Raw genomic sequence first — 14,035 nt, 5'->3', positions numbered from 1 at the left:
AACAAGCCGCCAGTTGGGTCGCGCCGCTCAACCCAACATCATGCCCAGAGTCCGGGCTGGTTCAGCCCAACAGCGGCCTGACGCCACCCAACGGCGTGAGACAGCCCGTCCAACAGGCGATGCCCCGCCCCGTGTTAGGCATTTAGCCGATGGGCAGAGTGGACTCTGCAAGCGACACCGCCAGTTGGCAGACCCGAGCTCCGGGCGGTGCGCTCTGTCGGGTCGACCGTGTACACCCGGCGAGACAGCAAGAAACTCAGCCGCTGCCGCTGTTCAACAAGAACCTGGCCAACAGCAGCCAACAGGGCCTTGAGCTGCACCAACATCCGACGCTGTGCACGCGCGTGAACTCCGGCTCGTCGTGACCTGCGCCGGACCGTCGAGCGTTCAAGGCCCCGACCTGTACCCAACACGCCCGTACCCGATTCACCATCCATCGGCGAACTCCGATTGCTGTTGGGTGGGTGTGAGTGGATGAGCCTGGCCGTGCCAGTCGGTACGGCGCTTCGGAGCCCCCGGGAGAGGTTCATGCCGTCCACCTCCATCCGCCTGTCACCGCTCGACGCCCACCAACGCGCCTTCGATCTCCTCGTCCGCCGGCCCGTACCCATCGCCTTCGACGGCCGCGGCATCCCCGGCTGCCCGCAGCAGCGCATGGCCCTCGACGAACTGAAGGCCTTCCTGCTCAACCGCGACACCCCACCGCAGATCCGCGACACGGTGTGGCGGGAGCTGGTCGTACGGGCCCGCCGTGACGGCGCCGGCTGGGCCATCGGCGCGATCGGCATCGCCATGCCTGGCCTACGCAAGCGGGCCGGTAACATCACCCGCGGTTTCCACCGCGACGTCGAGGACATCGACGCGGAAATGCTCAAGACCTTCTGGGAACAACTCCTGGAACGCGTCGACGCCGACCAACGCCGCGTACTCGGGCGCATGCTCGACGCCGCCGAACGCGCCGGACTCAAGATTCGCTACGCCGACGTCACCACCGACCCGCTCGACAGCGAACCCGCCGGTCCCCGCACACCGCTACAGCCGTGGGACCATCCCGACTTCGTCCTCGCACGGGCCGTTGCCATCGGAGTGATCGACGCCGACGACGCGAACATCATCGCCGAGACCCGACTCGAAGGCGTCACCGTCCAGGTCGCCGCCGCCCGCCGCGGCATCCAAAGCCAACTCGCCTCACACTGGCGCGACCAAGCCGAAAAACGCCTGATCAACGCCATCCGCAAGGGCGAACTCGCCCACGTGCGGCTACGGCCACATCCCGCCAAACCCATCCATCGGACCACGCTGAGGGCATGGCACGGCGAATAGGCCCACCCGGGAATGCGGAACAGGCCCTCTCGGTGGTGATGTCGTCCAGAGCAGCAACCGCCGAACCATGCTGCCGTCCGCCGGCCCGTCGAAGGGCAAGCCCTATGGCGGCGCTGGCGCAGCCTGAGATCCACGCGAACGATCTGCTGCTTCGCCCCTGGCAGCCGCCTGATCACCGCGCTGCCGTGGCTGCCTACGCCGACCCGACCACTCAGCACTGGCACTGCTCGGCCTACCCCGGTTGGCTGCGCGAGTAGAGCGAAGTACGGCAGCACTCCGCCAGCGACATCGCCGCCGACCTCGCACTCACCCCCGAAACCGTCCGCCGGCACCTGATCCGATTCGGCATCCCCCGGCGGCCCGCAAGGCTCCGCCACCATCGCCGCATGGTGCGGCAGGTCTACGGCAGCAAGCTGGGCACGGATACGACGGGCCTACAGCCGGTATCCCGCGTCCAGCAGCGGCTTCAACATGCTCCGATGCAACCACCTGTCGCCGATCGGTGCTGTCCCGGCCGGAAGACGCGGTAAGCGACGCAATCTTGAAGGAGCCAGCGACGTGACCGCGAAACCGATCACGCCGTCCCTGATCAGGGCAACCGCCAGCGACAGCGCTGGTGCGAACCTACACCAGTAGAGCGCCTATCCCTGGGAAACCTGGTGCAGAGATGCGGATCGAAGCTGCGACACTTGCTTTCATGAAGCCGCCGCTGTGCCTCGTCTGTGGATCGACCGACAGCGCTGCCCGATTCACCGTGGTGGACTTCGCCGTCAACGACCATGAGAGAGCAGGACTCGAAGCGCGCAGAGCCGTCGGCTGGGTCGGCCACCCGGAAAACGCCTACTGGTTTTGCGCCGAGCACCTCCACTTCGGCACCGAACGCCAGTCGATGCACTGGCGCGACGCCGTCGCCGAGATCCGCGCCGTCACCGACGGGTACCCCCGTCGCCTACCGTGGTCCTAATCACCCTCGCCGTCCTCGAGCTCTCGGACGCCGCAGGGCGGTCCTCGGTCACGATATGGCGGCACGTCGACGCACGGGCAGCGCCGGTCGAGGTCAACACCATGCAGGCGTAAACGGTTGGTGGCCGGCTGATCGGCGTCGCTACGATGCGTCGTGGTGGGGCCCGTAGCGCAGAGGTAGTCGCGCCGCCATAGCGTGGCGGAGGATGCCGGTTCGAGTCCGGTCGGGTCCCACCCCCGTCGCGTGGTCGGTAGCGCAGAGGTCGACGCGCCGCCCTCTCAAGGCGGAGGACACCGGTTCGAATCCGGTCCGTCCACGTCGACCGGTTGGTGAGGAACGATGGACAGCGCCGAGGTCGAGCAAGCCCTGCGGGTGCTCGACGAGATCCGCGCGTTGCCCGTCGACGACCCGATCCGGCAACGCGTGCAACGCGCCGTCGACGGGCTGCTCAAGGACGCGCAGCGCCAACGCCGCGCTGATCGCCGGCGCAAGACGGCAGCCGCTGACCGGGCCGTGGTCGCCGACGCCGCCACCGCAGCCGGCAACCGTGCCGAAGGCGTACCGGTCGCTGAACCCACCGAGCTGCCCGACCCGGACGGTGTCGGACGGACCCGGCGGGACCGTCGCTGCTACGCCTGCCGCGACCGGTTCCGCACCGTCGACGCCTTCTACCACGCGCTCTGCCCCACCTGCGCGGACCTGCACCGCCGACACCGGCACGCCCGCACCGACCTGACCGGCCGCCGCGCGGTGGTCACCGGAGGCCGGGTCAAAATCGGCTTCCAAACGGCGCTGAAACTGCTCCGCGACGGGGCCACGGTCACCGTCGTGACCCGATTCCCCGCCGACGCCGCCCGACGGTACGCGCACCAGCCCGACGCCGCCGACTGGCTGGCCTCGCTACGCGTCATCGGCGCGGACCTGCGCGACCCCCGCCAGGTCCTCGACGTCGCGCAACGGCTGGCCGACGACGCCCCCCGACTCGACATCCTCATCAACAACGCCGCTCAGACGGTGCGCCGGCCAATGTGGGCCTACCAACCGCTCATCAGCGCGGAGTCGCACGCCACCCCCCACGGCGTCGCCATCGAATCCGCGACCGGGTTCCGGCCCGGTGCCACACCACCCGACTGGAGCGTCCGCCTCGCCACTCTCCCGGAAGCACCCCGCCAGGAGCTGACCTCCATCATCGACGCCACCGGCGCGCTCGTCGTCCCCGGCACCACGAACTCCTGGACCGCCACCATCGGCCAGATCGACCCCGTCGAACTACTGGAGGTGCAACTGGTGAACGTCGTCGCACCGTTCCTCCTGCTCGACCGGCTCCGCCCGACCCTGACCGCACCCGGACCCGGCAACCGGTACGTCATCAACGTGACCGGCCGTGAAGGCTGGTTCTCCGAAGACAGCACCGGCCCCACCCGACACCCCCACACCAGCATCAGCAAAGCCGCCCTCAACATGCTCACCCGCGTCGGCGCCACCGACCTCGCCCGACACCACGTCCACATGAGCGCCGTCGACACCGGCTGGATCACCGACGAAAACCCCACCACCATCAAAACCCACCGCGCCGCCACCGGCTGGCAACCACCACTGGACGTCACCGACGCCGCAGCCCGCATCTACCACCCCATCATCAGCGGCGAAACCGGCACCCCACTGCACGGCGTCCTGCTCAAGAACTACACCGTCGTCCCCTGGTAGCAGCAAGGTCAACGACAGGGCCGACCTCGACGTCGGGTTGGGGACGTCAACCGTCACGGCAGGCGGGCCGCAGGGCGTGACGGGCGCCGCCTGCGGTGCACGGCGGGCGTACGGTGTACCTGCCGTCGAATTGCTGCCGTGTTCGGGTCAGTCTGGTTCGGGCATCAGGCCCTGCGCGCGGAGTTGTTCGACCTGGCTGGCCGGCGGTGGTAGCGGGTCGTGGTCTGACGGGCGGGGTCCTTCCGGACCGTCCGCACCGAACCGGATGAAGGTTTCGACCCGGGTCACCCGGCACCGCACACCGCCCACCTCAAAGTCGTCGGTGCGTGGCGGACGGTGCGCCGCGCGGGCGCGCGCGTAGGCCGCCATGACCTCGTCGATCGGGGTGTTGGCGCCGCGTGGAATGTCGGCGATGGCGAAGGACTCCGCGTCACGGGCGGCCTGCGGCGTCGGGTACGTGGTGAACGACCGGGGTCGCCACTTGCCGTCGACGTGCTCCCCGACGGTGAAACCGACCGGGAGCAGCACCACGTTCGGGTGGGTCACCAGCGCCCGGCGCGAATCGTCGTACATGTCCTCGGGGAAGGACGTCGCCGGGTAGGTCGCCGAGACCAGTTCCATCCGCACGAGGGCGTCGGTGAGCCCGGTGCCAGCGGCCGGGTCGATGACGAATCCGTTCATCGGCGAGGTGGTCCGCTCCGCCTCGCCCGGCGGGTACGGGTCGGCGTCGGTGGGCCGGGGCGGCTCCGGTCCGTCCGGGCCCATCCGGATGAACGGCTGCGCCCGGATGATCCGGTAACGACGGCCACTGACGGTCAGCTCATTCACCGACTCCCAGTCGAGGATCTCGTACGCCCTCTCGAACGCCGCCCGCACGGCCGCGTTTTCCGCCGTCTGCGGCGTCTCGCTGAACAGGCGCCGGAAGTGCGACGCGAGGCTGTCGCGGGCATGCTGCGGCTCGTCGGCGTCAAGTCGCACGATCCGCCACCGGCCGTCCACCTCCTCGGCACAGCCGAAGACCGGCGCGCCCCACATCAGCGTGGGATAGGCGACCGAGCGGCGTCGGGCATCGTCCTCGGACACCGCCGACACGGGATCGTCCTGCTGCTCGACGGTGATCAGCAGGTGCTCAGGCACCCGCTTGTCGTGATGGGCCATGTACCCAGTGTGTGCCCACGATCGCCGAAACCGAGCACCGCCACCACCACAGATCCTCCACCACCAGCAGCAACCTCTGCACAGGACCCGAAGTCGGAGTAGGTCGCGGCGCGAAGGTGAGGGCAGGCGCACGTGCGGAAGTCCACCGAGTCCGATGCATGTCCCGGTCCCGAGGAGACGCCCCAACAGTTGGGTTGCCGTTGGCCGCTGTTGGGTGCCAGGTCCCCGCAGTTCGCGGCCGACAGCGGCTTTTGGCGGTCACAAGACCGATCCACCCCGGCATGCCAGCCGGGTTTGCGGACGGTCTTGGGCGCCGCCCGGTGTGGGTGGTGACTCGGCCCGGCGTCGGTCCGTGCTCACCACATTTCCGAACCTGGTGTGGAAGGAGAGTGCTTCCACGGTCTCCGCCCGTACGGGTGGCGCCTCCCATATCGGCTGTCACGCATGCCCCGCCGCCTGGTGGGGTGGGAGGTGAAGACCAGATGTGTCGTGTCCTGTCCCGTCTGTTCCTGTCCACCGTGATCGTTGCCGTCGTTGTTGCCGGCGCGGCGGGTGCGGCTCAGGCTGGGCCGCCAGATCTGCTGGCGGTCAACAGCCTGGACACCGTCATCAACAACCTCATCGCCTGGATCGTCGGCATCCTCGTCGGCGTCGCCACGCTGTTCCTCACCTACGGCGGTGCCCTGTATCTGATGGCCGGCGGTGACCCCGGTCAGGTGGAGAAGGCCAAGGGTGCGCTGAAGGGCGCCGCGACCGGCTACGGCTTGGCGGTGCTCGCGCCGGTGCTGATGAGCATCCTGCGCGGCATCCTCGGGACGAACTGATGTACAACCCGTTCTCCATCGCGGCGGTGCTGGACAGGGTCCTGGAATGGATCGCGGCACGGGTCGCGGACGTCATCGACGCCCTGTGGAGGTTGCTGTCCTGGGCGTTCCTCGTCGTGCCGGATGTGACCGCGCTGCCGCAGGTCCAGACGATCAGCACCCGCGCGCTGTGGATCGCCAACACCTGCTACGTGGTGGCGATCGTCGCCTGCGGTGTGGTGGTCATGGCCCGCGACAGCGTCCAGGCCCGCTACGGCGTCGCGGAACTCGCGCCGCGCCTGCTGATCGGCGTCATCGGCGCGAACTTCGCCATGCCGATGTGCCGGGAACTCATCGCCGTGGGTAACGCGCTGATCCAGGCGCTCATCGGTGAGTCGGTCACCACCGATGGCTCGCTGGACCAGTTGCGTCGCACGATCGTCGACGCGTTGACCAACCCCGCCAACGCCTTGCTCACGCTCGTGATCGGGGTGGTCATCGCCGTTCTCGCCGCCATGATCATGGTCGGGTGGGTGCTGCGGCTGGGTCTGCTGGTGATCCTGGTTGGTCTCGCGCCGGCGGCGCTGTCCTGCCATGGCACGCCGTGGACCGAGCCGGTGGCGAAGTTGTGGTGGCGGGCTTTCTTCGGCGTGTTCGCCACGGTCGGGGGCCAGGGCATCGCGTTGCACGCCGGGTTGACGGTGTTCGTCAGCCCGACGGCGAATCTGCCGGCCTTGGGTCTGCCGAACGATCCGACGGGCACGCTCAACTTGTTCATCGTCTGCTGCCTGCTGTTGGCGGTGACGCGGATCCCGGGTCTGGTGCGCCGGTACGTCACGGGTGGGCAGTCCCGCAACGTGGTCGGCGCGTTCGTTCGGGTCGCTGTCGTTCAGCAGCTCGGCCGCGCCCTCACCGGGGGCTTGTGGGGTGGCGCGGGGCGTGCTGCGGCGGGAGCCGCCGTCGGCCGGACGCGCCGTGCCGGGAACCTGGCGGCCCGTTCCGGCGGAGTGCCGCTGCCGCAGCCGGCTGGGGTTCGTAGTGGTGCGGGGCCCGGTCCGGTGGCGCGTCGTACGCCGCGTACTGCTGCGGCGTCGACATCTGCTCAGCCGTCCCAGGCCCAGCCCGGGGCCGGGGTGCGGAGGGTGCCGTCGGGGCGGACTCCGGCGACGGCGATGCCGCAGCGGATGCCGCGGTGGCGTCGCTGGTGGGCCTACACCGAATCCGGTACCGGCTGGCCGAGCGGCGCGTCTCCGAGAGCCTCCGGGACGGGCCGGTCGGCCGAGCCGGTGCCAGGCCCACGCGTGCCGCCGGTGCTCTCTGCTGTCCCTGAGTCCGCGCGAACGGCCAGCGGCACGGGGTGGCCGTCGGTGCCCACCTACGGACCCCGGACCACCCGCACCTCAGCGGCAGCACGTGCCGCAGCCACTACCCGGTCACGACCGCGGCCTTCACCTCGGCCGGCTGCCGGCCGCGACAGCAGCGGCACCGGCTGGCCGGGCTGACCACCTCTTCAAGGATTGGTGTTTCCCATGTCTGATGTTGATCTTCGTGCTCGTATTCCGGCGGACATTGAGGCCCCGGATCGTCTGCTGTACCAGTTGAGCCCGCGGCAGGTGGCCATTCTGGCCGCCGCTGCCGCGGTGGCGTATCTGCTGTGGCGGGCGCTGCTGGGCCATGTGCCGATGCCGATCCTCCTTGCCGCCTTGATGCCGCTGCTCGGTGCCGCCACGGTGCTGGCGTTGGGTCGTCGTGACGGGCTGGGTCTGGACGCGTGGCTCTTCGCGGCGGTTCGAGGCGCCCGCACCCCGCGCCGGCAGGTTCCCATCCCGGGGGCGAGGGCGCCGCGGTGGGCGCCGAGCCCGGTCGGGGTCGAGGGTGACCTGACGCCGCCGGCCATGTTGCGGCTGCCGGCGCGGGCGATCGCCGCCAACGGGGTGGTGGACCTGGGCGGGACCAGCGCCGCCCTGGTCGCGGTGACCACGGTGAACCTGGGTTTGCGGACGCCGGCGGAGCAGGCGGCGCTGGTCGGCGCCTACGCCCGCTGGTTGAACAGTCTGACCGCGCCGGTGCAGATCGTGGTGTCCTCCCAGCGGGTGGATCTGGCGGGGCATGCGCAGCGCATCGCCGACGCCGCCGATCTGTTGCCTCATCCGGCGTTGGCGGACGCCGCCGCCGACTACGCCGAGTTTCTCCTCGATGTGGAGGAGGAGCGGCAGCCGCTGTGGCGGACGGTGACCATCGTGCACACCGCCGCCGGCGCGCGCCGCGACAGCGACGTGCTGCGGGCCGCCGAGCACACGGCCGCCGCGTTGCAGGGTGTGGGCGCGGCCACCCGGGTTCTGGATGGGCCGGCGGTCGCCGCCGTGCTCGCCGCCGCGGTCGACCCCTACACCCTCCCCCTCTGCGGCGAGCGGGCGTTGCCGGACGAGCCGGTCACCGGAGGGCAACGATGAGGCTCCGCACCGTGCTGCGCGCTCTGCTTCCCACCCGCACGCCGCCGCCGGCGGCACCGTCGGCAGGGTCGCAGGTCGACGCCCTGGCCGGGTTGATCGGCCCGGCCAGCGTCGAGGTGACCCCCCGCTACCTGAAAGTCGGCGACGGCTACACCTCGACGCTGCTGGTCAACGGCTATCCGGCGGAGGTCGGCGCGGGCTGGCTGTCCCCGTTGACCGGCTGGCCGGGCCGCGCCGACGTGGTCATCCACATCGAACCGCTCGATGCGCAGGTGGCCGCGTCCCGGCTGCGTCGCCAGCGTGCCCGCCTGGAATCGTCTCGGCGCTCGGATGCCGAGCACGGGCGTCTCGACGACCCGAACACCGAGGCCGCCGCCGCGGATGCCGCCGAGTTGGCCGACCGGGTGGCCCGGGGTGCGAGTCGTCTGTTCCGGGTCGCGCATTACGTCGCTGTGCACGCGACGAGTTTGGCGGAGTTGACCGAGTCGGTGGCGCATGTGCGGGCCACCGCCGCGTCGGTCATGCTCGACACGGTTGCGGCGACCTGGCGGCAGCTGCCGGCGTGGACGTCCACCCTGCCGCTCGGGGTGGACAGCATCGGGATGCGGCGGGTGTTCGACACCGACAGCCTCGCCGCCGGTATGCCCTTAGCCTCCGCTGACCTGCCCGCGCCGCTGCCTGGGCATCCGCCCACCGCCTCCGGTGTCCTGTACGGGTTGAACACGGCGACCAACGGGATCGTGTGGCATGACCGGTGGGCGGCCGACAACCACAACTCCGTGGTGCTGGCCCGTTCCGGGGCGGGCAAAAGCTACAGGATCAAGCTGGAGACGTTGCGGAGCCTGTATGACGGGGTGCAGGTCCACGTCATCGACCCGGAAGACGAGTACCGGCGGCTCGCCGAGGCGGTCGGCGGCACCGTGATCAACCTCGGCGCCCCCGACGTGCGGCTCAACCCGTTCGACATCGCCGCCGACGACCGGCGGCCCGACGCGCGTACCCGGCGGGCTCTGTTCGCCCACACCCTGGTCAACGTGCTGCTCGGCGCCGGGCAGGACGGTGGAATGGATCCGGCCGAACGTGCCGCCTTCGACCGGGCCGTCAACACCGCCTACCTGGAGGCGGGGGTGACCAACGACCCGGGCACCTGGGGGCGGCCGGCGCCGTTGCTGCGTGACGTGGCCGCCGCCCTGGAGGCCGACGGTTCGCCGCCGGCGGTCACTCTCGCCGCCAGGCTGTCGCCGTGGACGACCGGCAGTTTCAGTCACCTGTTCGCCGGACCCACCACCACCCACCCTGTCGGGCATCTGGTGGTGTGGTCCACCCGGCACCTCGCCGACGAGCTGCGCCCCGCCGGCATGCTGCTGGCGTTGGACGCGATCTGGCGCATCGTGGACGCGCCACCCGGCACCGGTCCGACCGGGGACCCGCGGCGGCTGGTCATCGTCGACGAAGCCTGGACGTTGCTGCGCGACGGTGAGGGCGTGCGGTTTCTGAACCGGCTGGCGAAGGCGGCCCGCAAGCGCCGCGCCGGCCTGTCGGTGATCACGCAGGACGCCGCCGACCTGCTGGGCTCCGACCTCGGCCAGGCCGTGATCGCCAACAGCGCCACCCAGGTGCTGATGCGCCAAGCCCCCCAGGCCATCGCCGCCGTCGCCGACAGCTTCCACCTCACCGGCGGTGAAGCGCGGATGCTGCTGTCCGCCCAACGCGGCGAAGGACTCCTCCTCTCCGGTGCCAACCGGGTGGCCAGCCACGCCGTGTCCTCCTACCGAGAACACGAGCTCTGCGTCACCGGCACCGACCCGCAGGACGAGTCGTGACCCGGCTCGCCCCACCCGCCCCGCCGCTGCGGTCGTCTGTCACGCCGACCAACCCGGTCGCCGAGGCGATCGTCGCCGCGGTCGGGTGGGTGGTGGCCCGGCCATGGCTCGCCGCCGTCGCCGCCGCAGCAGGTGTGGTCGCGGTCGTCGCCCACGGCCAGCTGCAAGCCTGGCGGCAGCGACGCTGGCAGCGGCACGCCCAACAGGTCACCATCACCCCACCGCCGCAGGTGGAGCCAGGCAGCGCCGCGAGGTGGTGGGCGACCTGCGCGGAGATCCTGCGGCCGGCCGGCTGGCGACGGTGGCTCTACGGCACCCCGCACCTCGGCTACGAGTACCGGTGGGCGGGCCGGCAGCTGACCATCACCATCTGGCTGCCCGGCACCGTCGCGACCGGTCCGGTCCTCGCCGCGATCGCCGGCGCCTGGCCCGGCGCCACCACCACGACCGCCGACGCCACCACCCCGATCCCCACCGGCGTCCTCTGCGAGGGCGGCGCCCTGACACCCACCTTGCCGGCGTGGTATCCGATCGTCACCGACCACGACACCGACCCGCTACGGCCTCTGATCTCTGCGCTGTCGGGGCTGCGCGACCACGAGTACGCCTGCGTGCAGATCCTCGCCCGCCCCGCCACACCCCGCCAGATCCGCCGGCTGCGCGCCGGCACCGCGGCACTGCGCACCGGCCAGCGCACCCCCGGCGTTCTCGACCCCGCCGCCTGGTTGGAAGGGCTGTTCGGTCTCCTCACGCCCGGCCCGACCCGCCCCACAGTGGGCAGCCGCGCCACCGCCTACCGGCCGCCGGCGGGTGACCCGGAACGAGACCGCGACGCCCGCGCCGCGGTGGACAAGCTGGCCTGCGGCCAGCTGTGGGAAACGTCCATCCGCTACGGCATCGCCCACACCAACCCCCGCCACATCCCGGAGGAGAACCTGCGGACCCGGTTGACGACCCTCGCCCACGGCGTCGCCTCCGCCTACGGCCTCTACACCGCCCGGCAGCGACTACGCCGCGTCCGCCTCACCCAGCCCGCCACGGTGCTGGCGAACCGGCCACTGCGCAGCGGCTACCTGCTCGGGGCCGCCGAACTCGCCGCCGTGGCCGCCCTGCCCTGCGACGTGGCGGTGCCCGGTCTGCTGCGGGCCCGCGCCAAACCGATGCCGATGCCGGTCGACGTGCCCACCACCGGCGGCCGGGGCGTCAAGCAGCTCGGCCGGGCGCAGATCGGCGGCCATGCCGTCGGGCTGCCCGTCGTCGACGCCCGCCAACACCTGCACGTCCTTGGCTCCACCGGCGTCGGGAAGAGCACCCTGCTGGTCAACATGATCCTCGACGACGTGGCCGCCCACCGCGGCGTCGTCGTCATCGACCCCAAAGGCGACCTGGTCACCGACGTCCTCGACCGACTCAACCCGAACGTCGCCGACCGGGTCGTGCTCATCGACCCCGACCAAACCCAGGGCGGCTACTTCAACCCCCTGTCCGGCGACGACCACGACCTGGCCGTGGACAACGTCGTCTCGATCTTCTCCAAAATCTTCCAACGGCACTGGGGGCCCCGCATCGACGACACCCTGCGCGTGGCCTGCCTGACCCTGATGCGCAAGGCCAACGCCACCCTCGCCCTGGTCCCGCCGCTGCTCAACGACAAACAGTTCCGCCTCGCGTTCACCGAAGGCCTCGACGACCCGGAAGGGCTCCTCGGCTACTGGACCTGGTACGAGTCCATGCCCCCACCCGTGCGGGCGCAGGTCATCGGCCCCGTCATGGCCCGCCTCCGCGCGTTCCTGCTGCGGGACTTCCCCCGCCGCACCCTCGGCACCCCACGCTCATCGTTCGACATGGGACGGCTGCTCAACAGCGGCGGGATCCTCCTCGCCCGCCTGCCCAAAGGACAACTCGGCGAGGACACCTCCCGGCTGATGGGCTCGTTCGTCCTCGCCCGCGCCTGGCAGGCCGCCACCGCCCGCGCGAAACTCCCCGAACACCAACGACGCGACTGCACCGTCGTGATCGACGAATGCCACAACTTCCTGAACCTGCCCGGATCCGTCGACGACATGCTCGCCGAAGCCCGCGGCTACCGAATGAGCCTCGTCCTAGCCCACCAGGACCTCGCCCAACTCCCCCGCCCCACCCAACTCGCCCTGTCCGCGAACGCCCGCAACAAAATCACCTTCAACGTGGCACCCGAAGACGCCCACCAGATGGCCCGGCACATGTTCCCCGAACTGTCCGACCACGACCTCAGCCACCTCGGCGCCTACCAAGCCGCCGCCCGCCTCGTGATCAACAACCGGGAAACCGCCGCGTTCACCCTGCGCACCCGACCACCCCGCCCCATCATCGGCGCAGCCGACCAGATCCGCGCCGCCTGCGCCGCGGCCAGCGGCGGCGCAGGCGACCCCACCGCGATCGCGCAACTCGCCACACGGCTGGCCACCCAAGCCGACACCCGCCGCCGCCGGTGACCCCCGTCCGCTGCCGCCACGCGGGAATGCCGCCCGGCCTGGCGGCGGGTGGGTCCTGGTCCGCACCTCGGTGCAGACCCGGCCGGCCCTCGCTCCCCCTCGGATACCTAACAGTGCAGGTAGGTGCACGAATGCCCGATGATCAACTCCCCCGACAGTCCCCACGGGGGACACTCTCCGACCGGGGGGCGGCCCATCGCCCCCTCTCCCCCGCACACCGGCCCGGCGTACGACGGCGACCCTCGTCGACATCTCGGCCCGGTTGCAGCCTCGCGACCGGGTCATCGCCTTCCTCCTGTCCGACCACACCGCCCTCACCACCGACCAGATCGCCGCGGTGCTGTTCGACTCACCGATCACCTGCGGCCACCGCCTTTACACGCTGCGCCGCATGGACTTCATCAACCGGGTGCTGCGCTCCCACCCCGGGCAACCCACCCACGTCTACTGGGTGCCTGGGCGACTGTCGGCCCGCCTGGTCGCCCTCGCCCGCGGCGAAGCCCCACCCACCCCGAAAGCGGTCGCCCTCGCCGCCGACCGTGTCCTGTCCGACCGCACCCGCCGGCACACCATCGAAACCAACCAGTTCTTCATCGACCTGCTCGTCCACAACCGATCCCACCCACAGTCCCGGCTGACCCGCTGGTGGTCCGAGCAGCAGACCACCGCCGCGTTCGGCCGCCGTATACGCCCCGACGGCCACGGCGTCTGGACCACCGGCCACCACCACGTCGGCTTCTGGCTCGAACACGACCGCGGCACCGAACACCACCCACGACTACGCGACAAGCTGGAGCCCTACCGCCGACTCCGCATTGACGGCGGCCCCGGCTACACCCTGCTGTTCTCCCTGCCCACCCGGGAACGGGAACGTCACTTCCACCACAGGCTGATCGACACCGCCGGCCGCGACCACCGCATCGCCGCCGCCCTGGCCACCCTCACCATCGCCACCTGCGCCCGCGACCGCGTCAACGGCCACGGCCCCGCCGGCCCCATCTGGCGACTCGTCGGCAACGGCGGCCACCGGCTACGCCTGGCCGACCTCCCCACCAGCCACGAGGCACCCGGGCCGCTCAATCCCGGAGCACCCACCCCCGATCACGACCCGCTACACGAACTCACCTGACTCGCACCCACACGCGGCTGCCCGCCATCAGTCAGGCGGATCTGCTCCAGCAGACCCCCACCGCCCGAACAGGGCGCACGACGGGGCAAAGGGCTCCGGCTATGACGGACGAGATGAGTTCCGCCGGGACCGCCATAGCTGGCCAACCCGGGCTGGTCTCGCCGAGGAGGCTCAAGTAACGGCGCGTGAGGACCACAAACT

The 14,035-nt window shown here is 70.8% G+C and carries 10 protein-coding genes and 2 tRNA genes; 11 read left to right on the top strand and 1 reads right to left on the bottom strand.

Annotation, left to right across the window (positions count from 1 at the left end; all coding sequences use genetic code 11):
* Positions 1–528 precede the first annotated feature (528 nt).
* The 5 genes from CLT74_RS02875 (at position 529) to CLT74_RS02850 (ending at position 3,994) form a co-directional block, all read left to right on the top strand.
* Positions 529–1,323, top strand: a complete 795-nt coding sequence (locus CLT74_RS02875; RefSeq protein WP_143697042.1) for a hypothetical protein — start codon at positions 529–531, stop codon at positions 1,321–1,323.
* 667 nt (positions 1,324–1,990) lie between these two features.
* The gene (locus CLT74_RS02865) at positions 1,991–2,287 is read left to right on the top strand and encodes a hypothetical protein (protein ID WP_143697041.1); all 297 of its coding nucleotides are present in this window, start codon (positions 1,991–1,993) and stop codon (positions 2,285–2,287) included.
* A gap of 159 nt (positions 2,288–2,446) precedes the next feature.
* Positions 2,447–2,519 (top strand) — tRNA-Ala (locus tag CLT74_RS02860).
* A gap of 11 nt (positions 2,520–2,530) precedes the next feature.
* Positions 2,531–2,605 (top strand) — tRNA-Glu (locus tag CLT74_RS02855).
* Between the two features lie 21 nt (positions 2,606–2,626).
* Positions 2,627–3,994: an SDR family NAD(P)-dependent oxidoreductase gene (locus tag CLT74_RS02850; RefSeq protein ID WP_099845152.1), complete on the top strand. Its 1,368-nt coding sequence runs from the start codon at positions 2,627–2,629 to the stop codon at positions 3,992–3,994.
* Positions 3,995–4,141: 147 nt separating this feature from the next.
* Here the strand turns inward: CLT74_RS02850 and CLT74_RS02845 are convergent, their stop codons facing one another.
* Positions 4,142–5,152 (bottom strand): DUF5954 family protein, encoded by a 1,011-nt coding sequence (locus CLT74_RS02845; protein WP_099845151.1) that lies wholly within the window; start codon positions 5,150–5,152, stop codon positions 4,142–4,144.
* Positions 5,153–5,634: 482 nt separating this feature from the next.
* On the opposite strand from CLT74_RS02845, the gene CLT74_RS02840 reads away from it, so the two are divergent.
* The 6 genes from CLT74_RS02840 to CLT74_RS02815 all read left to right on the top strand — a co-directional run bounded on the left by CLT74_RS02840 (position 5,635) and on the right by CLT74_RS02815 (position 13,834).
* Complete coding sequence (locus CLT74_RS02840) at positions 5,635–5,976, top strand: pilin (RefSeq protein WP_099845150.1); 342 nt, start codon at positions 5,635–5,637, stop codon at positions 5,974–5,976.
* Complete coding sequence (locus tag CLT74_RS02835; protein WP_099845149.1) at positions 5,976–7,457, top strand: hypothetical protein; 1,482 nt, start codon at positions 5,976–5,978, stop codon at positions 7,455–7,457. The genes CLT74_RS02840 and CLT74_RS02835 overlap by 1 nt, the downstream gene beginning before the upstream one ends.
* Before the next feature lie 27 nt (positions 7,458–7,484).
* A complete protein-coding gene (locus CLT74_RS02830) occupies positions 7,485–8,408 on the top strand; it encodes a PrgI family protein (RefSeq protein WP_099845148.1) in 924 nt (307 codons plus the stop codon).
* On the top strand, positions 8,405–10,231 hold the full coding sequence (locus tag CLT74_RS02825; RefSeq protein ID WP_486581938.1) for a VirB4 family type IV secretion system protein: 1,827 nt from the start codon (positions 8,405–8,407) through the stop codon (positions 10,229–10,231). The genes CLT74_RS02830 and CLT74_RS02825 overlap by 4 nt, the downstream gene beginning before the upstream one ends.
* A complete protein-coding gene (locus tag CLT74_RS02820) occupies positions 10,228–12,705 on the top strand; it encodes a DUF8128 domain-containing protein (RefSeq protein ID WP_099845147.1) in 2,478 nt (825 codons plus the stop codon). Before CLT74_RS02825 ends, CLT74_RS02820 begins: the two co-directional genes overlap by 4 nt.
* A 262-nt stretch (positions 12,706–12,967) precedes the next feature.
* Positions 12,968–13,834 carry a replication-relaxation family protein gene (locus CLT74_RS02815; protein ID WP_158240189.1) on the top strand — a complete coding sequence of 289 codons (867 nt, stop codon included), beginning with the start codon at positions 12,968–12,970 and terminating at the stop codon, positions 13,832–13,834.
* Positions 13,835–14,035: the final 201 nt, after the last annotated feature.

The organism is Verrucosispora sp. CNZ293 (assembly GCF_002754655.1).
The sequence above is the reverse complement of the archived record's forward strand: the minus strand, read 5'-3'. Positions and strand labels throughout refer to the sequence as shown.

Bases quoted from the DNA above. Each gene is read 5' to 3' on its own strand.
- CLT74_RS02875 (WP_143697042.1), top strand. From the start codon at position 529: ATGCCGTCCACCTCCATCCGCCTGTCACCGCTCGACGCCCACCAACGC.
- CLT74_RS02865 (WP_143697041.1), top strand. From the start codon at position 1,991: ATGCGGATCGAAGCTGCGACACTTGCTTTCATGAAGCCGCCGCTGTGC.
- CLT74_RS02850 (WP_099845152.1), top strand. From the start codon at position 2,627: ATGGACAGCGCCGAGGTCGAGCAAGCCCTGCGGGTGCTCGACGAGATC.
- CLT74_RS02845 (WP_099845151.1), bottom strand. From the start codon at position 5,152: ATGGCCCATCACGACAAGCGGGTGCCTGAGCACCTGCTGATCACCGTC.
- CLT74_RS02840 (WP_099845150.1), top strand. From the start codon at position 5,635: ATGTGTCGTGTCCTGTCCCGTCTGTTCCTGTCCACCGTGATCGTTGCC.
- CLT74_RS02835 (WP_099845149.1), top strand. From the start codon at position 5,976: ATGTACAACCCGTTCTCCATCGCGGCGGTGCTGGACAGGGTCCTGGAA.
- CLT74_RS02830 (WP_099845148.1), top strand. From the start codon at position 7,485: ATGTCTGATGTTGATCTTCGTGCTCGTATTCCGGCGGACATTGAGGCC.
- CLT74_RS02825 (WP_486581938.1), top strand. From the start codon at position 8,405: ATGAGGCTCCGCACCGTGCTGCGCGCTCTGCTTCCCACCCGCACGCCG.